Genomic DNA, 21,615 nt, shown 5'->3' with positions numbered 1-21,615 from the left:
ACATGAAGAGAAAACAACCTCAACCCTACAAGTCATATTAGTACTGATCAAAATAAAATATGATTATAACAATTCATCACTGTTTCCACAAACTTTGCAGTTGTGCTATTTCTGCTTCCAAAAGTTCCAGGGTTACAGGTTTATAGTTTAAATTGGTTATACCATCTTTAGACACGGTAGTTTCTTTGGTAGCCAAGTAATATTCTTCATCTCTATTTTGAATAGATACCACAGTTACTTTAGCTCCCAAAGGAACTTTATGAAACATGGCGCTACTCCCTATACTTGATGAACGCATTACTGCTTTTATGTTATGAAACACAAGCATGGTACTGCTGTTACTTTTAAACTGATCTTTTAATACATAATCAATTTTTGGAGAGGGATCACTATAAAATCGGTCACAATTGATCCAACCTAATTTGGCACTGGAAAAAATATAATAATTAAGAGCATTTGTAGAAACCTTTGACATATCATTTTTCTTCACTGCTTGTTTAAGTGATGCTTTAGATATTGTACTCATCGTGTCTATATAATCAATACCTTGAATAATTGGCATATTAAATCTAATTGGTAAACTAAGTGTAGCACTTACTGCATTACCCCTATATTGAGCAGGTTGCCACTTAGGCATTTTACTAACTACACGAATAGCTTCCTTGCAGAGTAATGAGTGAGCTCCTGAAGCCTTCATATTAAGCATACTACCATCTTCTGCTACCATAAAACTAACTATAACCCTACCTTTTATACCTTTTTCTTCTGCCAAAGCAGGATACTTTAATTCTTTATTAATGAAAGCCTTCATAGCTATGTCACCACCAGGATATGTTGGTTCTACTTCTGGTATTTCACAAACAAAAACTACATTTTCTTCTGCCAATTCCCAATTTACCTCATCGGTCTTTGTAGTGCCATAAAATAATTGCATTTCCTTTTTTGTTCCTTGGTAAGGAAAATAAAGCTGTAACTTTTTATCGGTTTTTAGCGTACAGGTTTCTCCATTTGCGGTAGCTTCCAGGTAAAGCATTCCACCAGTTTCCAAAATTTTGTCATCACTCATGGTAGACAAATTTGCTAAGAGAATATTGGGCAACGTATTAAATTCGTTCACACTCAAATTCACATTTCCTGTTATTACTTTATGATTGTTGGTTTGAAATGAATTCTTTGCGATGGCAATTTTTGTACCTCCTTTGCATTGTATAGTAGTATCTTTAGAAGTATTAATTACAAAATGCTGCACTGTCTTGTTTATAAACTTGCTAGCCAAAGACGCTGTTATTGACTTTTCTTTAGGTACCTTAGTTGGTTTCTTTTTGAACAACTTTACAGTATCTGTAGTAGATGAGTCGGGCTTAGCAACAACCTTTTCTTTGGGAATTGTATCTTCTGAAATTATTGGAAGCTTTAGCTGTTCCAATTCAACCATTGGTGTTGTTTTCTCTTTTTGTTTGGTTTCGGGCTTGCACCCCACCAAAGCAATGGCCAACACCCAGAATGTAATTTTACGCATAGCATACTTATTTAAGTTATAGAGTGCTATACATTTTTTATGCCATAAAAACTTTCAGGGTGTTATTAAATAAATTTATAAGTACTTATAAATATTTCAACAGCTAAATCATAACACTGCACAGGAAACCACAGGATAAAGGCTACTATGCTTCCCACTACATTTGATGGTAGATAATGAATACCAACATGAAGATTTTAGCACTCCTTTCTCTGCTATGCAGCAGTATTGCTTTGGGGCAACAGCTGCACTCGGTTCAACTTCCTACTGCAGTAAACTATCAGGAAAACCTTAACATACATTTAGGCAGTAATACCAATCCGCAGGGGAACACGCTTGCTTTAAACAACTTTTACCTTACCCAAAACAACCAAGCTATTTTTCCTGTAATGGGCGAATTTCAGTTTTCTAGATACCCAAAAGAACAGTGGGAAACTGCATTGCTAAAAATGAAGGCCTCCGGCATTCAAGTAATTGGTTTTTATACCTTTTGGATTCACCACGAAGCAGTACAAGGAACTTTTAATTTTGAAGGAAATAACAACCTGAAACGTTTTTTACAACTTATTAAAAAACACCAGTTACAAGCCGTTGTGCGTATTGGTCCGTGGGTTCACGGCGAAACCAGAAACGGTGGTTTCCCAGATTGGTTTGTAAAGAAATACCAAAAAGGTGGATTTGACAGAGTTTTTACAGACGGAAAAATTCAGCCCGAAGTTGAAACTTTTTATAAAGCCATAGCTAAGCAATTACAGGGTTTCTATTTTAAAGAAGGCGGCCCAATTATTGGGGTGCAATTGGATAACGAAGTACGCAGCAATGGTCCGGAAAGTTGGGGCTATCACTATTATTTGGTGCTTAAAAAGGCAGCCTTGAAAGCGGGCATAGATGTACCATACTATTTTGTAACCGGATGGCCCGGCACGGGTATTCCAGATACTGAAACCATTCCGCTATGGGGTGGTTATCCGGCGGCTCCATGGACAGGAAATTCTAAACCTTTAGCGCCCAATAAACTCTATACGTTTGTTACAGACCGCAGAGACCAAACCATTGGTAACGATATTCTGCAATACGATGCCATGAATAGCACTCCCCTTTACAAACATCCGTTTTTAACGGTAGAATTGGGTGGTGGTATTCAAAACACCTATCACAGACGCCCTATAATTGCTCCAAAAGATTTAATGGGAATTGCGTATACGCGGTTGGGAGTTGGCGCTAATATGTTGGGCTATTATATTTACCACGGCGTACAACATCCTCTGAGTCCGTTTGGGTACGGAACGCAAGAAAGCAAAGGTTCTGTTTTTCCGTATCCGAATGATTACCCTATTATTTCATACGATTTTCAGGCACCTATATCTGAGAGTGGTTTTACACAACCTTCTTACAATTACTTTAAGCAACTGCATTTGTTTGTACAAAGTTATGGAGCATACTTAGCGCCCATGTTAGCTGTTATTCCGGCAGACAGTCCTACAGAACCAACAAACACTACCGATTTACGCTATGCCATTCGGTATCAAAAAGAAAGCGGATTTATTTTCTATAACAACTATGCGCGTCATCAAGAATTAGTTGCACATCCCGAAACCGTTTTCGAAATAAAAACCTCAGCAACAACTCAGCGTATTCCGTTAGAAGGCAGTATTGATATTCCTAAAAATACCATGGGTAGTATTCCGTTTCAGTATCCTATTTCAGAAAATATCATGTTAACGTATGCGTTGGCACAGCCTGTAACCCTATTGCCAAAAGAAAAGCTTTGGATTTATTCTCCGTTGGAAGGAGTTCCGGCTGAATTTGTATTGAATTCCGATAACATAGCAGACATCAAAACCAACGGAACGGTTACAAAATTGGAGAAACATTATGTGGTTAAGGAATTAACTCCCGGAAAAAACTGTACTGTTGAAATCACATCTAAAGACGGAAATACCTATACTTTGTTAGTGTTGAATGAAGCTGAAGCACTGAACAGCTATGTTTTTGAAACTGCTAAAGGACAACAATTTATCATCTGCGATCAATCGCTTTGGTACGATGCTGTTGCTGATGAATTTCACACACAAACCACCGAAACTACAACGGATATCTATGCGTTTCCAGAATTAAAAAAACGAGGAAAAGCGCTTAAAAAACAAACATCCGAAGGTTTTTTGAGTCATTATCAAATACAACTTTCCAAAGTAGCAGTACCTCAAATTTCGTTTAAAGAGATTACCGATACTCCTGCGTATACAAGCTATCTGTCTAATCTAAGAAATACAACACCGTCTCGCCCAGCATATGCAACGCAATTGACTGAGGATCTACACGGAAAACGTTATGTTTTAGAATTTCCTCAACAATTACCTAAAGGAATTTCGGACCTTAAAATAGTCTTGCAATACCAAGGAAACACTGCGGCACTTTATGCAAATGATGTTATTATTGAAGACGATTATTACAACGGAACTGCTAAAACCATGAGTTACCAACGCATACAGCAACATGAAGCAGAAAACTATACGTTAGAAATTACACCGCTGTTACCAGAACATTTACCATACCTAGAGCCGGAAGTATCTACGACATTTACACAAACTCAGCCTGCTCTTTTACTAAACATTACTACAATTCCTGTTTATGAATTCACTTTTTAACATTCGATATACCTGGCTTTTCCTTTTGATAGGGAATTTATACCTAAACGCACAAACCCGCGACACCTTAGATTTAGAAGGGTATTGGAATTTTCAAACCGATATTTCTGATGTTGGTATTACTGAGCATTGGTATGAACAAGCTCTTTCAGACTCCATCTTACTTCCGGGGTCTATTCGCCAAAGAGGAAAAGGACGTAAGGTTACCTTGCAAACAAAATGGACCGGCAGCATTTATGATAGTTCATTTTATTTCCATCCAAGATTAGCCAAATACCGAAGTCCGGAACCTAAATTCCCTTTTTGGCTTACTCCAAAACAAGAATATTTAGGAGTTGCCTGGTATAGTAAAAACATTACCATCCCAAAAGATTGGAACCACAAACAGGTTCAAGTATTTTTTGAAAGAGTACATTCTGAAAGCACTTTGTATTTTGACGGACAACTTATTGCTTCAGAAAACAGTTTGGTGGCACCACATGTTTTTGATTTGACTAAGTATGCCACTCCCGGAAAACACCGATTGACGCTTCGGGTTACTAACGATATGAAAACCGTTAATGTAGGTCCCGATTCACATAGCATTACAGATCATACTCAAGGAAACTGGAACGGTATCATTGGAAAAATGAAACTGATTGCCACTCCTGAAATCACTATTGAAAATGTTCAATGTTATCCGAATATCAAAGATAAAACAGCCACATTTGCTGTTCTTATCAAATCAAACAATTATAAAACCCATAAAGGAACGCTGAGATTTTCCGGACATACAGTAAATACTTCAGAAGAAAATTTAACCATTCCCAATACCTCCGTTGAGTATCGCTTTAAAGGAGTTGCAGATACCTTGGAGTTTACCGTTCCGCTTGGTACAACACTTGCACTTTGGGATGCTCATCATCCTACTTTGTATCAGTTTCAAGTTGATTTACAAGAAAAGAAAATCAAAGATCACTACACGCTTACCACCGGACTACGTACTGTTACAACACAAGAGCGCACTTTATTAGTGAATCAGCTTCCTTTATTTTTAAGAGGAACGCTAGACAATGCTGTTTTTCCGCTTACCGGATATCCTGAAATGGAAGTACCTTTTTGGGTAGACCTATTCAAAAAAATAAAATCATACGGACTCAATCATGTTCGGTACCATTCCTGGTGTCCGCCACAAGCTGCCTTTACTGCCGCAGACCTCGTAGGTATCTATTTACTTGCAGAAGGTCCTAGTTGGGCTAACCATGGCACCAATTTAGGAACAGGTCGCCCGGTAGATGCATATATCTATGAGGAAACAAAAAAAATGGAATATTACTACGGAAATGCACCTTCGTACACATTTATGGCCTATGGAAACGAACCTCGTGGCAATCAAATTGCATATTTAAGCACTTTTAATGAGTATTGGAAAAAACGCGATCCACGTCGTTTGTATGCTGGTGGTTCTGTAGGTGGCAGTTGGCCAGTGATTCCTAATAACGAAATTCAGGTACGTGGAGGAGCGCGAGATTTGGATTGGAAAAACCATCAACCCCAAAGTATTCAAAACTTCAGTAAAGAAATTAGTAGCTTCCATGTGCCATTTGTAGCCCACGAAATGGGACAATATTGTGTGTTTCCTAATTTTGAAGAGATTGAAAAATATACCGGAGTTTACCAAGCACGTAATTTTGAAATGTTTCAGGAAGACTTGGCAGACCATTATATGCTAGCACAAGCAAATGACTTTCTAATGGCATCGGGGGCATTGCAACAACTAATGTATAAATACACTATTGAGAAAGCATTACGAACTCCGGGCTATGCCGGATATCAACTGCTTTCGTTAAGTGATTATCCCGGACAAGGAAGCGCTATTGTTGGCTTGTTAGATGCTTTTTGGGATGAAAAACCATATACAGACAAAGCTGACTTTACTACGTATTGTAATGAAGTGGTACCATTAGTACAATTAAAGAAATTTACATTTACCAATGCAGAACCTATTCAGTTTACACCACAAATCTCTAATTATTCCGGAAGCAGCTTACATTCCACTATAGCTTGGGAAATTACTACCAAAGCCGGAAAAGTATTGGCGAAAGGATCTCTTGCAGAAACTGATATTGCTATGGGACTAAACACCTTTACTCCTTTTACATTCAACCCTTCCGAAATTACAACAGCAACGCAATTGAACTTTTCATTGCATATTGAAGATACTCCCTATCACAATAGCTGGAATTTTTGGGTATATCCTTCAAAAGTAACTATTCCAACTCCTGAATTTTATCAAACAGACACTTTAGACGTCAAGGCAAAACAAATATTAGATAAAGGTGGAAAAGTGTTGCTAACCGTAAACAAAACACTTTTAAAAGGTACTGAAATAGCACAACACTTTATGCCTGTTTTCTGGAATACCTCCTGGTTTCAAATGCGTCCGCCACATACCTTAGGAATGCTTGTTGCCAACAAACATCCTTTGTTTAATGATTTCCCTTCAGCACCCCATAGCGATGTACAATGGTGGTCTTTGGTAAACAAAGCGCCTGTGATAAATTTGGAAGATTTCCCTACAGATTACAAACCTATTGTACAGCCTATAGATACTTGGTTTATGAATAGAAGATTGGCTTCGGTAGTAGAAGTGCAATGTGGAAATGGTACATTACTGCTTACAAGTTTTGATCTTTCAAATGAGGAAGATCCGGTAGTAAAACAATTCTACGCAGGTGTAGTACGTTATATGAATTCTGATGCCTTCAACCCTACAACCAAAATACCCGTAAGCACTATTGAAAAGCTGTTTACAGAACCTTCTCAACAACAGTTTAACAACTTTTCTAATGACAGTCCGGATGAATTAAAACCAGATCTGCACAAGTAAGTTAAGGAGATTTCTAATTAATTGTATTTTGATTTAAAAAATCTAAAATTTTACGATAATGCGCTTCTCCGGCAATATACCACACGTTTCCATGTGTCGCATTAGGGATAGACTCAAATTCCTTTTGAACGCTGCTAAGGGCATTAAAATTAGCTTCTCCATCCGTAAACGGAATTCTACGGTCAGCAGTTCCATGGCTCATATAAACGGGTTGCGTAATAGCCTCACAGGCCACAACAGGCTTCACCACTTTAGGATCAAATGTTGCCAATGCTCCTGCCCGTTTCACTAAGAAATCACTAAAATATCGACTATCAATACCGGTAAACAGTTCCGTGTAATTATGCACTACAGCATTGAAATCAGAAAAAGTACTTTCGATAATTCCATACTCCAGTCGCTTGTCAATTACCAACGCTTGCAATGCTATAGCACCGCCTAAAGATCTTCCCCAAACGCCAATATGAGGTAGTTGTCGCGCCTTCAGAAAGTCAACTACAGTACCTACATCATATCGTTCTTTCGCTCCAAAAGTATTGAAGACATCTCCACTAGCGCCATGAGCTCGCAAATCGAGTGCAAAGGTATGATACCCGCTAGCGTGCAATTGCTCACACAGTGATATATAATCTTCCTTACCTCCTCTAATGCCGTGTAGTAAAATAATAGTCCCCTTAGCTTCAATAGAAGTGTACGACAAATAACCTACTAAGGAAACACCGTCATAAGACTTTAAAGAAACCATTTCACCATCAGGAAAAGTTGATGGATAGGTATGTGCATACGTCCTAGGATGGTAAAGCAAAGGATTTTTGATTTCAATAACCAAACGTGGCACATACCAATAAACTACTGCTAAAGCCATCAGTAACAAGAATGAAATTCCGATTAGAAAACGTTTCATCCACATGAAAAACCGATTAGTGGACATACGATACCTTTTTTGTAATGATTACTAACTTCTCTTCTGCCAAGTTTGTTGTTAAAAATATATAAACGTCTCCACCATCTTTGACACGATACTTCTTCCGGAAAACATCTGGTTTATCAGGAAAATTTCTGGAGGTGATGTGAGCTTTTGTTCCTCCCAATTCTTGCTTAAGGACCTTTTTCGAATGAGGTAAAATTGAAACTATTTCAAAAACTCTCCCTGGAAAGTCCACCAATTCATCACTCGTATAAAGGTGTGAATGTTGATGCAACTTAGACAATCCAAACTGTACCGAAATAGATTTAAAAGCACCTGCCTTCATGATGGCAGAATTGGGTTCATATAAGTACTTTTTCGGCGCTGAAAAAGATGTTTCCAACGTGGGTTCTTCTTCCCAATTAAAGTCAAAATTTATAGGTGAATTACCTCCTAAATTTACCGTCTTCATTTGAATAGAATCAGTATGATTTTTACGTAAGATCCAAAGCAATTCTTTTACTTCATTTTGAAGTGCCACTACATGTATCTCAGCGACATTTTTTAACTCCTCCAAACCATTTGAAATATCCAAAATAGGAGAAGTTTTAATCATAATGGTATCCGATTTCGAAAACAATAATTCCAAATTATTAGGTACATTGGGTAAACAATCTGCCAACATAAATACCTTTCCTTTAGCATCGTTTCTTCGGGAAGGATCTACATATATAACATCAAAAAAATCATTGGTTTCTTCTAAAAATTCAAGTCCATCCCCTTTATAAAATTGTAGGTTTTCCCTTCCTAGTGTTAAAGCATTATGTTGTACAATTTCACTAAGCCAATTTTGTAGTTCACAATGAACCACTTCACCATATTGCAAACTAAAATAATAAGCATCTATACCAAAACCTCCGGTTATATCTACTATACGTTTTCCTCCAAGAAGCGAAGCTTTATAAGCGGCTGTTTCTTCAGAAGATGTTTGTTCTAGATTCAATTTTGGTGGGTAATATATTCCGTTAGTTTCAAACCATAACGGTAGCTTCTTTTCACACTTTTTCTTTCCAATAAGTTGTTCCACCAGCTCTTTATTGGACACACTGTCAAACAAAGGCTTTTTAAACAAAAGTGACGAAATGTCAGTATTGATATTATTTTTTATAAAATTATGAATATCAGTATTTAAAATATATTTATTCAAAGTAATACTATAAATTTTTGGTAAGTAACCTAACAAACTTATTTTGCGGGTAAAATTGCTTTAAAATCACCTTTAAAGCAGTATATGCCGGAATACAAAACACCATTCCCACAGGTCCAGAAAGTAAACCAGCAATGATGATCACCAAAAATATTTCCAGTGGATGACTTTTAACACTATTAGAAAATATAAATGGTTGACTAAAGAAATTATCTATCCCCTGCCCTATGATAAAACCAATCATCACATACACGGTTCGTGGTAAAACGTAAGTAGTAAAATCATGCCCAATATTGCTGGTCATGGTTAAGATAATCATCAAGAAAAAACTAATTAACGGACCTAAATATGGAATCAAATTTATAAGCGCACAAAGAAAGGCAATTACTACAGCATTTTCAATTCCAAAAATGAGCAAAGTAATCGTATAAATAACAAATAAAATTCCGATTTGAATCCCTAGACCAATGAAGTATCTAGACAATAAAATCTTCAGGGTATCCATACTTCTTTTGAAGTGGCGTTTCTTACTTTTTGGTGCCAAGGCCATGATGATACGTTCTATCATTTTTGCATCTTTCAACAAGAAAAAAGTAATGAACAAAACCGAAAATAATCCAATGGTAAAAGACCCTAAAAATCCTATAAATCCATTGATAAATCCCGGTATAAAATCGAAGTTAATACTGTTCAAAATATGAGCCTGTTCCAACTCCTTTTCAATATTGATATCTTGCCTAGAAAAGTACGATACAAAATCTATATACATACTGTGTAAATTGGTACGCAATTCCGCCATATTTAGCAACGATAAATTTTCGCTCTGCTTAATAATTAAAGGAATAAATAAACTCACAAAACCAGCAAATATTAACAACATTATACTCATGGTTACCGCCACTGCAACCGTATTCGGAAATCGTAATCTGTGTTTTAGCAACATCACAAATGGTCTTCCTATCAACGTAATGATAAGCGCCAAGACAATGTATAAAATTACCGGAAGAATGATATTCATAAAATAAATACCCAATACTATGGCAGCTATAATGAAGAACGCCCGTAAAATACCGTTAGCTATTGTTTTAGAATTCATGATTAGTTGTTATTAGGTAGCTTCGAAGATACTTTAAAAATAATTAGGTTGAAACGTGAGATTTAAGAAATACATTTAGTAACCTGATAAAGCGCCACGGTCAATGCCTGAGCAACATTCATACTACTATTATTGCCAAACATTTCTATATGGCTAATTACATCTGCCAAGTTTAGTACTTCTTCAGAAACCCCTAAACGTTCTGCTCCTATAATAATCGCTATTTTATCGGTTTTCGAAAGTTGAAGCTGTTGCAATGGCGTACTGTTTTCGGTAATTTCCAATGCCAACAATTTATAACCATCTTCTTTTAAACTCTCTAAAGTTGTTAGTATGGTTTCTGAAAATTCAAAAGGAACATATTTTTCAGTACTTCTGGAAGTCTTTTGCATTCGTTTTCCGAAATCGGGTAATAGCGAACCGCAAAAGATCACCTTTTCTGCTCCAAATGCATCTGCAGCTCTAAAAATACCTCCAACATTCGCTGGTGATGTGATGGCATCACACACAATGGTTATTGGAAATGTTTTTTGCTGAAATTTATTCTGATCGTGGGTTAATTGCATCTTTTAATTTTCAAACACATATTGAATTATATTCGCACCCATACGAAGCGCCTTTAGTCGAACTTCTTCCGGATCATGATGTACTTCTTCATTTTCCCAACCATCGCCTAAATCACTTTCGTATGTAAATAGAAAAATCAATCTTCCTTTTTCGAAGATTCCAAAAGCTTGAGGACGTTTTCCATCATGTTCATGAATCTTAGGCAATCCATTAGCAAACTCATAGGTTTGATGAAAAATAGGGTGATTTACAGGAAGTTCTTCCAACTCCTTATCTGGAAAAACCTTTTTCATTTCGCGCTCTAAATATTCTCGAATTCCGTAATTATCATCTACATGCAAAAAACCACCAGACAATAAATAGCTTCGAAGGTTCTCTGCATCTTCTTGAGAGAAAAACACATTTCCGTGCCCCGTCATATGTATATATGGATACTGAAAAATATCAGTGCTACCAGGTTCTACTGTTGCTGGTTTTGTATTTAGTTTGGTACCAACATGTGCATTGCAAAATTGAACAAGATTGGGTAACGAAGTAGGATTTCCATACCAATCTCCTCCTCCTTTGTATTTCAATAGCGCAATTTCCTGTGCAGAAAGTTGCAAGCTAGCAATCAGTAATATGAATACTACAATTTTCTTCATTTAAAACATATTATTAAGCGCCACGGTATGTACAGCTAGAATTGCGGCTGTTTCTGTTCGTAAACGTTGATCACCTAAGCTTACGGGAGCAAAACCTTTATCAATAGCCGTTTTGATTTCCTCTATGGAAAAATCACCTTCCGGACCAATAAGTATTGTGACATCGTTATCTATGATCGCTCGGCGTTTTAATGAGTATTTTTCTTCGTCTTCGCAATGTGCTATAAACAGCAAACCTGTATGTTTCTGATCAATATATTCTGAAAAAGTAATGGCTTTGTTCAGTTTAGGCAAATAACAGGATAGTGATTGTTTCATGGCAGATTGAATGATTTTCTCAAAACGCTCTTCTTTCACCACCTTTCTTTCAGAATGATCGCAAATAATGGGCGTAATTTCATCTACACCAATTTCGGTAGATTTTTCTAAAAACCATTCATACCGATCGTTCATTTTTGTAGGTGCTACCACCATGTGCAGGTAATAATGACGTTTGTGCTGTATTTCAGCCTTCAAAATCTTTACCTCACAGTTTTTATGATGTGCATTCACGATTTCTGCTGTAAAAAGATACCCTTTCCCATTGGTAATGTGTAAAATATCACCCTCTGTTTTGCGAAGCACTTTTACAATATGCTTACTTTCAGTATTATCAAAAATAAACTGCGTACTTTCAGCTTCTATGGATGGATTATAAAATAACTGCATTCAGAAAAAATTTATGAGCAATATACAATTTTACAAGTGATAACGCGCTTTTGCCGCTACGTTCTCATCAGCAAAGTCACCTTCTAGATATTTCAAATAGCCAACAATACCAATCATGGCTGCGTTGTCTGTAGTATATTCAAATTTAGGAACAAACGTCTTCCAGCCATATCTTCTTTCCGCATCTTTCAACGTAGACCGAATACCTGAATTGGCAGAAACACCTCCTCCTATAGCTATTTGTTTAATACCGGTTTGTTTTACAGCCTTTTTCAACTTATCCATTATAATGTTGATAATGGTATACTGAATAGAAGCACAAATATCAGCTAAATGCTTTTCTACAAAATCAGGATCTTCTTTTACATTGTTCTGTACAAAATACATAATAGCAGTTTTTAAACCACTGAAACTAAAGTTAAGTCCATCCACTCTTGGTTTGGTAAATGGAAATGCTTTAGGATTACCTTCTTGTGCCAATTTATCTACCAAAGGTCCTCCCGGATAAGGCATCCCAAGAATCTTTGCACTTTTATCATAAGCTTCACCCACTGCATCATCAATGGTTTCCCCTATCACTTCCATATCAAAATAGCTATTCACTTTTACAATTTGTGTATGTCCGCCACTTATGGTCAAAGCTAAGAAAGGAAAATCGGGTTTATCAAAACCTTCTTCATCAATAAAATGCGCTAAAATATGGGCTTGCATGTGATTCACGTCTATCAAAGGAATCTCTAAACCGTATGCCAGAGACTTGGCAAATGACGTTCCTACCAATAAACTTCCCATTAATCCAGGTCCTCGTGTAAAAGCTATGGCAGATAATTGTTTTTTATCGATATTTGCCTTGGCCAATGCCTGATGGACAACAGGTACTATATTTTGTTGATGCGCTCTAGAAGCAAGTTCCGGAACAACTCCGCCATATGCTTCATGAATTTTCTGGTTTGCCACAACATTAGAAAGTACTTTTCCGTTGTACAAAACAGCGGCCGAGGTATCGTCACAAGACGATTCAATAGCTAAAATATACGTATGTGCAGTTTGCATAAATCCTTTTTGGAATAGTATTTGAATTTGGAAGACAAAGGTAAAACATATAGCGGTATCAAAAAACTTAGAAAAATACTTCTACGCATTTTAGCAGGAATTCTTATTTTCCTGCTTTTGCTTGTTATAGCGCTGTCTTTACCGCCAGTGCAAACCTTTATTGCCAAAAAGGTTACCAATTCTCTTAACGAAAGTTACGGAACTAGTATCAACATAGATAAAATACACGTTACCTTTTATGGTGATGTGTATATGAAAAGTGTGTTTATAAAAGACTACGAGCAAGACACGCTTATTTATGTAAAGAAACTGAGCACTTCGCTCCTAAGCGTTAAAAAAATATTTGATAGTAATCTAGATTTTGGAGATGTAGATTTAGAAGATCCCGTTTTTAATATACGAACTTACAAAGGGGAAAGTAATAGCAACCTAGATGTTTTTGTAGCCAAGCTAGAAGGAAATGATACTACCACAAGCACTACTCCATTTATATTAGAATTTTCTAACATCGATCTTGAAAATGGAAAATTCCGTTTTATTGATGAAAATAGCGAAAGTCCTGTAAAATTAAATTTTGGAGAGCTTTTTACCGAAATTGAAGATTTTAAACTAGAAGGACCCAATGTTACTGCGAGCATTAATCACATGGGTTTCCTTACAGAAACAGGGTTACGCGTAGATAAATTAGCCGGAGATTTTGCGTACACCAAAGAACAAATGAAACTTACCGACTTTGAGATTTCTACCAAAAAATCTAAAGTTACTGGAAACGTTTACTTTGATTATGAACGAAAGGATTTTGCCGATTTCATGAATAAAGTAAAGGTTTCTGGGAATTTCAAAAACTCACTGGTAAATCTTGATGATGTCAATATGTTCTACGATGAGTTTGGAAAAGACAAAACTGTAGTATTCTCTACCAATGTTTCGGGAACTTTGAACGAACTCAAAACTACCGACCTTAATGTGGTTTCGGAAACATCTTTTATAAAAGGTGATTACAACTTTTCCAACCTATTTGATAGTGATAAACCCTATAAAATTGAAGGAAGTATAGAAAATATTACTTCCAATTATTACCAACTAGCTGGTTTGCTGCCCAATTTACTTGGACACAGACTTCCTAGTAATTTTTCCAGATTTGGTCAGTTCACTATTCAAGGAAAAACAACCATTGCAGAAAGTTATTTAAATACCGATATCAAACTTACTACTCAAATTGGTACCGCTATATCCAATCTTTCCATCAGTAATATTAATGATATTGATAATGCTTCTTATAAAGGTCATATTATTTTAGAAGATTTCAATGTGAGCAAATATACCCGAACTGAAAGCATTGGTAAAGTATCGCTTGCGGTAGATGTTGACGGAAAAGGATTCAATCAAAAAAATCTAAATACCGAAGTTCGTGGTAAAATAAGCAAGCTTAATTACAATAAATACACTTATAGAAATGCGGTGATAAGAGGTAGATTGCAAAATCAACTTTTCAACGGGTATTTAAAATCTTATGACAAAAATTTTCAATTTACATTTCAAGGTTTAGCTGATTTTTCTTCGGAAGAGAACATTTTTGCTTTTAATACTTCTGTTGGTTATGCCGATCTAAATGCATTAAACTTTGTAAAAAGAGATAGCATTTCTCAATTCAAAGGAAACATCAATATTGATCTTAGCGGAAATGATATTGATAATATGAAAGGAAGTATCAAGTTTACCAAAACTTCCTATATCAATCAAAACAACGATTATTATTTTGACGATTTCGCTATCACATCCAAGTTTGATCAAGACAATGTGAGAACCATCGATATTAATTCACCAGATATCGTTTCTGGATCGGTAGAAGGAAAATTCAAGTTCAATCAAATTATTCAGTTGGTTGAAAATTCTATTGGAAGTATTTATCCAAATTACAATCCTCATAAAATAGATAAAGATCAATTCATCAATTTTCATTTCAAAATCTATGATAAGATTATTGATGTTTTTTATCCTGAAGTTGAATTTGCCGCCAATACCAACATTAGAGGAAGTATCAAGTCTGAAAACAATATGTTTAAACTGAACTTTCAGTCACCACAGATAGACGTTTTTGGTTACGTAATGGATGATATCAATTTACGTGTGGACAATAAAAACCCTTTGTATAATACGTTTATTGAGGTTGGTTCTGTAAAAAATAAATACTACGACATCAAAGATTTTAATTTGATCAACTCTACCATTAATGACACGCTTTTCTTTAGAACAGAGTTCGCCGGAACTAAAAATGATGCTGATAAATTCAATTTAAACTTCTACCACACTTTTAATAAAAATCAACAATCGGTGGTTGGATTAAAAACATCTGATGTTACTTTCAAAGGAAATACTTGGTATCTAAACCAAGAAAACAATATTGAAAACAAAGTTGTTTTTGATAAAAAGTTAGATTCTATCATTATCAAAAAAATTGTAATGAATCATGATGATGAAATTATCAATTTAAAAGGAAAAGTTATTGATACCACTTATAAAGATGTAAATCTGCAATTTAGTAATGTACAGCTAGCCAACATAACTCCAAGTATTGACAGTCTTTCTATGGCCGGAGTTGTAAATGGTGATTTCACTATGCTGCAGAAAAACAAAGTGTATTTACCTACTTCCAATTTAATGATCAAAGATTTTGTGCTAAACGATCATGAACTTGGCGATTTCAACGCAAGCATTATTGGTAACGAGTCATTAACCGATTACAATGTAAATATTGAAATCTTAAATGAAAATATAGAAAGTCTCAACATCAATGGAAACATAAATTTTGATGACGGAAAAGAAAATCTAGACCTCATTATGAATTTACGAAATCTGGATATTGCACCTTTCAGTCCGTTGGGCGGAATTGTACTTTCAGATATGCGAGGTGTAGTTACCGGCGATGCTACCATTACAGGAAAAGTTTCTAATCCAGAAATTAATGGACTTCTTAACTTATTTGGAGCCGGATTAAAAATACCCTATTTAGGATTGGATGTAGACTTTTCAGAAGCTTCAAAAGTAGTTATTTCTGAAGGTGCTTTTAATTTTGATAATGTTACGCTTACCGATACTGCTTTTAATACTTCCGCTCTTTTAGACGGAAGTATCATGCATCGTAATTTTGAAGATTGGAGTTTAGATCTTGGTCTTATTACAAACAACGAGCGGTTTTTAGTTTTAAATACCGAAGACGACGGTGAAACATTGTTCTACGGAACTGCCTTCATGAGAGGAACTGCAGACATTTATGGTTCGGTAGATGCACTAACAATTGATGTAACCGGAACTACAGAAAGTGGGACGTCATTTAAAATACCTATCAACGATGCTGTTTCCATTGGAGACGATTCCTTTATTGAATTTATCAACAAGCACGAAAGTCGTGAAGCAGCTGCAGAGAGAAAATTAAAAGAATATTCCGGATTGGAATTAAATTTTGATTTAACCGTCAATCCAAAAGCAGAAATTGAAATTGTAACAGACCGTAAAACAGGAAGTACACTTAGAGGTCGTGGTGAAGGTACGCTACTCATGGAAATCAACACCAATGGAAAATTCAACATGTGGGGTGATTTTATTACAACAGAAGGAACCTATAATTTTAAGAATTACGGTCTTATCAACAAAACATTTACGGTACAACCTGGAGGAAGTATTACTTGGGAAGGAGATCCTACCAGAGCTACATTGAGAGATTTAAAAGCGATGTATAGCTTAAATGCAAATCCATCATTATTATTAGAAAACAATCAATTTAATCGCAAAATTCGCACCAATGTTATTATAAATTTAGATGGTGAATTGATGAATCCAACCACCAGTTTTGATATTGAATTTCCTGATACGAACCCGGTAATGGCTTCGGAGCTCAATTATCGTCTACAAGATAACAACCAAAGGCAACTACAAGCTATTTACTTGCTTTCCAGTGGAACTTTTGTGGGAGATAATACCAATGCTGCTTTGCAGGGAGTTGCTACTACTACGCTTTCAGAATCACTTTTTAGTCAAATCAATAATCAATTGGGCGGTAGTGATAATAAGTTAAATATTGGGCTATCCTATGAAGTTGGTGTAAACAGCCCAACGTATGACTACCGTACAGATGATCAGTTTGGTGTAACTATTTCAACTCAGATTAGTGATCGTATTTTATTCAATGGAAAAATTGGAGTTCCGGTTGGAGGCGTTACTGAAACGGTAGTTGCAGGAGATGCAGAAGTTCAAATATTATTGAATGATGAAGGAACTTTGAGTGCAAAAGTCTTCAATAAACAAACGGAAATTCAGGATTTCTTAGCATCTACCCAAGGCTACACACAGGGTGTAGGATTGTCCTACCAAGTAGACTTTGATACCTTTGGAGAGTTATGGCGCATTATTTTTAATGGTAAAAAAGAGGAAGAAGAGTATTTAGACAATGATCCTGAGCAAGAAAGAAAAGCTAGAGAAGCTGCAGAAAAGCAGAAACAAGCTGAAAACAAGGTAATCGAAACTCAGGGTGATAATGGTTTGGTAAAAATGAAATCTAAAAACTCTAATTCTAAGAAAAAAGACAATAGCCAATAAAAATTCCCTCTTATAGCAAAACTTGATCACTAAAAAAATCAATCATCCTCTTCTAAATTGTATTATTTCCGCATTTTACTACACTTTTGAATTTGGTTATTTTTCATCATTTTAAATCATAATAGTAAAATAAACTTTTAAAATTCTGAGAAATTGAAATTTCAAAGGTGGATAATATTTAAATTTATTAACGACAACGTTTGAAAATGATAAATCGTTAAAATAAAGCTTTTCAAGCATTGGTTAATTGTAAATTGTTAGTAAATTTATAGACCTAAATGAAAGTTTTATGTCAACAAACATAAAAAAAGTTGCGGTTTTTACATCAGGTGGAGACTCTCCTGGTATGAATGCAGCAATTAGATCCGTAGTTAGAACATGTGCTTATCACAGTCTAGAATGTATTGCAATCCATAGAGGATATCAAGGAATGATCGAAGGCGATTTTGAGGCTATGAATGCCCGAAGCGTAAAAGATATCATCAATCGTGGTGGTACTTTTTTAAGATCAGCCAGATCTATGGAGTTCAAAACGAAAGAAGGCCGTTTAAAGGCCTATAATAACCTAAAGGAGAATGGCATTGACGCCATTGTAGCTATAGGGGGTGACGGTACCTTTACAGGTGCTATGATTTTTAGTAAAGAATTTGGAATCCCAATCATTGGAATTCCTGGTACAATTGACAACGATATTGTTGGTACTTCTCACACACTTGGTTACGACACTGCACTGAACACAGTTTGTGACGCCATTGATAAAATTAGAGATACCGCTAGTTCACATGACAGATTATTTTTTGTAGAGGTAATGGGCCGAGATGTTGGTCATATTGCTTTGAACGCAGGTATTGGCGCAGGTGCTGAGGAAATTTTGATCCCAGAAGAAAACTTAGGGCTTGAGCGCTTACTAGAATCTTTAGAAAGAAGTAGACGTTCAGGAAAAACCTCAAGTATTGTTATTGTAGCTGAAGGAGATAACATTGGTAAAAATGTTTTTGAACTGAAAGATTACGTTAACGAGCATTTGCCTTTCTATGACGTTCGAGTTTCTGTATTAGGACACATGCAACGTGGTGGTTCCCCTACTTGTTTTGACCGAGTTCTTGCTTCAAGAATGGGTGTTAAAGCTGTAGAAAGTTTGCTTGATGGCGAATCAAACAAAATGGTAGGACTTTTAAATGACAAAATGGAACTAACTCCATTGGAAGAAGCAATTAAAGGTCATACCGAGATTAATCATGAACTTTTGAAAGTTTCAGACATCATGTCAATCTAAAACCAAAACCCAACCTGAACAAACAACAAAAAATATTAAACTGTAATTTATTACTAACTAACATAAATATTAATTAAATTTTAAAATTATGTCTTTAAAAATAGGAATTAACGGTTTCGGAAGAATTGGTAGAATCGTTTTCAGAGCTATCGCTGCGAGACCAGATGTTGAAGTTGTTGCCATCAATGATCTTTTAGATGTTGATCACTTAGCATACTTATTAAAATATGATTCAGTTCACGGAAGATTTGACGGAACTGTTGATGTAAAAGACGGAAACTTAATCGTAAACGGATCAACTGTTAGAATTACTGCAGAAAAAGATCCAAATAACTTGAAGTGGGACGAAGTTGGTGCTGAAGTAGTTGCTGAATGTACTGGTATTTTCACAACTTTAGAAAAAGCTCAATTCCACATTAACGCAGGTGCGAAGAAAGTAGTTATCTCTGCTCCTTCTGCAGATGCTCCAATGTTTGTAATGGGTGTAAACCACACAGAAGCTACAGCTGCTGATACTATTGTTTCTAATGCTTCTTGTACTACAAACTGTTTAGCTCCAATTGCTAAAGTTTTAAATGATTCTTTTGGTATTACTGAAGGTTTAATGACAACTGTTCACGCAACTACTGCAACTCAAATGACAGTTGATGGACCATCTAGAAAAGACTGGAGAGGTGGACGTAGTGCATTAGCTAACATTATTCCTTCTTCTACAGGTGCTGCTAAAGCAGTAGGTAAAGTAATTCCAGAATTAAACGGAAAACTTACTGGTATGGCATTTAGAGTTCCTACTACCGATGTTTCTGTAGTTGACTTAACTGTACGTTTAGAAAAAGAGACTTCTTACGAAGAAATTTGTGAAGCAATGAAAGCTGCTTCTGAAGGACCTATGAAGGGAGTTCTTGGATATACTACTGAAGCTGTTGTTTCTCAAGACTTTGTTGGTGAAAAACAAACTTCTGTATTTGATGCTGGTGCTGGTATCGGTTTAAGTTCTACATTCTTTAAAGTTGTATCTTGGTATGATAACGAAACAGGATATTCTAACAAACTTGTAGAATTAGCATTACACGTAGCTTCTCTATAAGCTATAAGTAAGCTGTAAATAAATAGAACACAAACAAATTATAATAAACATTGCCCTTCCACACAAAAGGGCAATGTTTTAACCTAAATAGTACAACATGATATTAATTGTAGATAGCGGTGCCACCAAAGCAGACTGGATTTCTCTTGACGACAACGGCAATCAATTATTCTTTACGCAAACGTTGGGGTTGAGCCCAGAGGTTTTGCCAAGAGAAATTATTGATGAGCGTTTGGCCAATAACTTTGAGCTTTTCAAACACCGTAAAGAAGTATCTCAACTTCACTTTTATGGTGCTGGTTGTGGAACACAACGTATGAGAAACTTTCTAAGAGATATATTTCAGGCCTATTTTCCAAATGCGAAAATTATAGTAAAAGAAGATACATATGCTGCGGTTTATGCAACTGTTACCATTGATGAGCAAGCTATTGTTGCTATTTTAGGAACAGGATCTAACTGTAGTTATTGGGATGGTCACCAACTTTTCCAAAAAGTAGATTCGCTTGGTTATATATTGATGGATGACTCAAGTGGAAACTATTTTGGTCGTCAATTATTACGTGATTACTACTATCACAAAATACCAAAACACTTAGCTAGCAAGTTTGCTCAAAATCATGATTTGGAAGCAGACGTTATTAAAAATCACCTATACAGACAGCCAAATCCAAATACTTATTTGGCTACATTTGCTCGTTTTGTAATTGAAAATAAGAATGAAGAATATATGCAAGCTTTAATTAAAAAAGGAATGCAATTATTCATCGACAATTCAATCAAACAATTTGAGCAGGCAGAACGTGTACCAATTCACTTTATTGGTAGCATAGCGTTCTATCTTAAAGATGAACTAAACAAAATTTTACAAGACAACAACTTAACTATGGGCAACGTTCTAAGAAAACCTATTGATGGTTTGGTAGAATACCATAAAAACTTGATGTTTAGCTAAGATTTTATCAGCATAACAACAAAATAAAAAGTCCTGAGCAAAACTCAGGACTTTTTTATTATATAAATTCTACAAATATGATTAATCTAATACAGCAATAACACTAATTTCAACATTTACAAACTTAGGTAAATTAGCTACTTCTACCGTTTCTCTTGCTGGTGCCGTAAGCTCATTAAAGTAAGATCCGTAAACCTCATTTACCTTTGAAAATTGATTCATATCACTTAAAAAAATACTTGTTTTAATTACATTTTCAAAAGTAACATTTGCCGCTTCCAAAATTGCTTTTACATTTTCCATTACCTGCTTTGTCTCCTCTTCAATAGAAGCTGAAACCAATTCACCCGTTTCAGGATTTAAAGCTATTTGACCCGATGTAAACAGCATGTTTCCTGTAAGTACAGCTTGATTATAAGGTCCAATAGGAGCCGGAGCTTTATCTGTAGTGATGATTTTTTTATTCATACCAAAAAAGTAAAT

The 21,615-nt window shown here is 35.7% G+C and carries 15 protein-coding genes; 6 read left to right on the top strand and 9 right to left on the bottom strand.

Translation table 11 applies throughout. The features are described from left to right. Positions 1 to 76 precede the first annotated feature (76 nt). Entirely contained in the window at positions 77 to 1,519 is a 1,443-nt protein-coding gene (locus tag BM383_RS14060) for an energy transducer TonB (RefSeq protein ID WP_093025780.1), read from the bottom strand. Between the two features lie 188 nt (positions 1,520 to 1,707). Between BM383_RS14060 and BM383_RS14055 the strand changes: the two genes are divergently transcribed. Together BM383_RS14055 and BM383_RS14050 are read left to right on the top strand one after the other, a co-directional pair. After that, entirely contained in the window at positions 1,708 to 4,167 is a 2,460-nt protein-coding gene (locus tag BM383_RS14055) for a beta-galactosidase (RefSeq protein WP_177229132.1), read from the top strand. Next, positions 4,151 to 7,036: a sugar-binding domain-containing protein gene (locus BM383_RS14050; protein ID WP_093025778.1), complete on the top strand. Its 2,886-nt coding sequence runs from the start codon at positions 4,151 to 4,153 to the stop codon at positions 7,034 to 7,036. Before BM383_RS14055 ends, BM383_RS14050 begins: the two co-directional genes overlap by 17 nt. Positions 7,037 to 7,049: 13 nt before the next feature. Here BM383_RS14050 and BM383_RS14045 read toward each other — a convergent pair whose 3' ends face one another. From BM383_RS14045 to tsaD, 7 genes are all read right to left on the bottom strand, one after another. After that, positions 7,050 to 7,967 carry an alpha/beta hydrolase gene (locus tag BM383_RS14045; RefSeq protein ID WP_093025777.1) on the bottom strand — a complete coding sequence of 306 codons (918 nt, stop codon included), beginning with the start codon at positions 7,965 to 7,967 and terminating at the stop codon, positions 7,050 to 7,052. Next, entirely contained in the window at positions 7,957 to 9,150 is a 1,194-nt protein-coding gene (locus tag BM383_RS14040) for a class I SAM-dependent methyltransferase (RefSeq protein ID WP_093025798.1), read from the bottom strand. Before BM383_RS14040 ends, BM383_RS14045 begins: the two co-directional genes overlap by 11 nt. A 7-nt stretch (positions 9,151 to 9,157) precedes the next feature. Further along, complete coding sequence (locus BM383_RS14035; protein WP_093025776.1) at positions 9,158 to 10,246, bottom strand: AI-2E family transporter; 1,089 nt, start codon at positions 10,244 to 10,246, stop codon at positions 9,158 to 9,160. 62 nt (positions 10,247 to 10,308) lie between these two features. After that, positions 10,309 to 10,812: a TrmH family RNA methyltransferase gene (locus tag BM383_RS14030; protein ID WP_093025775.1), complete on the bottom strand. Its 504-nt coding sequence runs from the start codon at positions 10,810 to 10,812 to the stop codon at positions 10,309 to 10,311. A 3-nt stretch (positions 10,813 to 10,815) separates the two neighbouring features. Beyond that, a complete protein-coding gene (locus tag BM383_RS14025; protein ID WP_093025774.1) occupies positions 10,816 to 11,457 on the bottom strand; it encodes a DUF4159 domain-containing protein in 642 nt (213 codons plus the stop codon). After that, positions 11,458 to 12,165, bottom strand: a complete 708-nt coding sequence (locus BM383_RS14020) for a 16S rRNA (uracil(1498)-N(3))-methyltransferase (RefSeq protein ID WP_093025773.1) — start codon at positions 12,163 to 12,165, stop codon at positions 11,458 to 11,460. Positions 12,166 to 12,195: 30 nt separating this feature from the next. Beyond that, on the bottom strand, positions 12,196 to 13,218 hold the full coding sequence (gene tsaD / locus BM383_RS14015; protein ID WP_093025772.1) for a tRNA (adenosine(37)-N6)-threonylcarbamoyltransferase complex transferase subunit TsaD: 1,023 nt from the start codon (positions 13,216 to 13,218) through the stop codon (positions 12,196 to 12,198). A 27-nt stretch (positions 13,219 to 13,245) separates the two neighbouring features. Between tsaD and BM383_RS14010 the strand changes: the two genes are divergently transcribed. From BM383_RS14010 to BM383_RS13995, 4 genes are all read left to right on the top strand, one after another. Continuing rightward, positions 13,246 to 17,814, top strand: coding sequence for a translocation/assembly module TamB domain-containing protein (locus BM383_RS14010; RefSeq protein ID WP_245766593.1), 4,569 nt, complete (start codon positions 13,246 to 13,248; stop codon positions 17,812 to 17,814). 289 nt (positions 17,815 to 18,103) lie between these two features. Further along, positions 18,104 to 19,090 (top strand): 6-phosphofructokinase, encoded by a 987-nt coding sequence (gene pfkA / locus BM383_RS14005; RefSeq protein ID WP_093025771.1) that lies wholly within the window; start codon positions 18,104 to 18,106, stop codon positions 19,088 to 19,090. A gap of 88 nt (positions 19,091 to 19,178) precedes the next feature. Next, a complete protein-coding gene (gene gap / locus BM383_RS14000; protein ID WP_093025770.1) occupies positions 19,179 to 20,177 on the top strand; it encodes a type I glyceraldehyde-3-phosphate dehydrogenase in 999 nt (332 codons plus the stop codon). 97 nt (positions 20,178 to 20,274) lie between these two features. Next, on the top strand, positions 20,275 to 21,132 hold the full coding sequence (locus BM383_RS13995) for an N-acetylglucosamine kinase (protein WP_093025769.1): 858 nt from the start codon (positions 20,275 to 20,277) through the stop codon (positions 21,130 to 21,132). Positions 21,133 to 21,213: 81 nt separating this feature from the next. On the opposite strand, the gene BM383_RS13990 is transcribed toward BM383_RS13995, so the two are convergent. Continuing rightward, positions 21,214 to 21,600, bottom strand: a complete 387-nt coding sequence (locus BM383_RS13990) for a RidA family protein (protein WP_093025768.1) — start codon at positions 21,598 to 21,600, stop codon at positions 21,214 to 21,216. Positions 21,601 to 21,615: the final 15 nt, after the last annotated feature.

Origin of the sequence: Pustulibacterium marinum, from assembly GCF_900116665.1 — a bacterium.
GTDB classification, from domain to species: domain Bacteria; phylum Bacteroidota; class Bacteroidia; order Flavobacteriales; family Flavobacteriaceae; genus Pustulibacterium; species Pustulibacterium marinum.
The sequence above is the reverse complement of the archived record's forward strand: the minus strand, read 5'-3'. Positions and strand labels throughout refer to the sequence as shown.

Coding starts and splice junctions, on each gene's coding strand:
- BM383_RS13990 (WP_093025768.1), bottom strand. CDS start 21,600: ATGAATAAAAAAATCATCACTACAGATAAAGCTCCGGCTCCTATTGGA.
- BM383_RS14020 (WP_093025773.1), bottom strand. CDS start 12,165: ATGCAGTTATTTTATAATCCATCCATAGAAGCTGAAAGTACGCAGTTT.
- BM383_RS14050 (WP_093025778.1), top strand. CDS start 4,151: ATGAATTCACTTTTTAACATTCGATATACCTGGCTTTTCCTTTTGATA.
- BM383_RS14055 (WP_177229132.1), top strand. CDS start 1,708: ATGAAGATTTTAGCACTCCTTTCTCTGCTATGCAGCAGTATTGCTTTG.
- BM383_RS13995 (WP_093025769.1), top strand. CDS start 20,275: ATGATATTAATTGTAGATAGCGGTGCCACCAAAGCAGACTGGATTTCT.
- tsaD (WP_093025772.1), bottom strand. CDS start 13,218: ATGCAAACTGCACATACGTATATTTTAGCTATTGAATCGTCTTGTGAC.
- gap (WP_093025770.1), top strand. CDS start 19,179: ATGTCTTTAAAAATAGGAATTAACGGTTTCGGAAGAATTGGTAGAATC.
- BM383_RS14045 (WP_093025777.1), bottom strand. CDS start 7,967: ATGTCCACTAATCGGTTTTTCATGTGGATGAAACGTTTTCTAATCGGA.
- BM383_RS14025 (WP_093025774.1), bottom strand. CDS start 11,457: ATGAAGAAAATTGTAGTATTCATATTACTGATTGCTAGCTTGCAACTT.
- BM383_RS14060 (WP_093025780.1), bottom strand. CDS start 1,519: ATGCGTAAAATTACATTCTGGGTGTTGGCCATTGCTTTGGTGGGGTGC.
- BM383_RS14035 (WP_093025776.1), bottom strand. CDS start 10,246: ATGAATTCTAAAACAATAGCTAACGGTATTTTACGGGCGTTCTTCATT.
- BM383_RS14030 (WP_093025775.1), bottom strand. CDS start 10,812: ATGCAATTAACCCACGATCAGAATAAATTTCAGCAAAAAACATTTCCA.
- pfkA (WP_093025771.1), top strand. CDS start 18,104: ATGTCAACAAACATAAAAAAAGTTGCGGTTTTTACATCAGGTGGAGAC.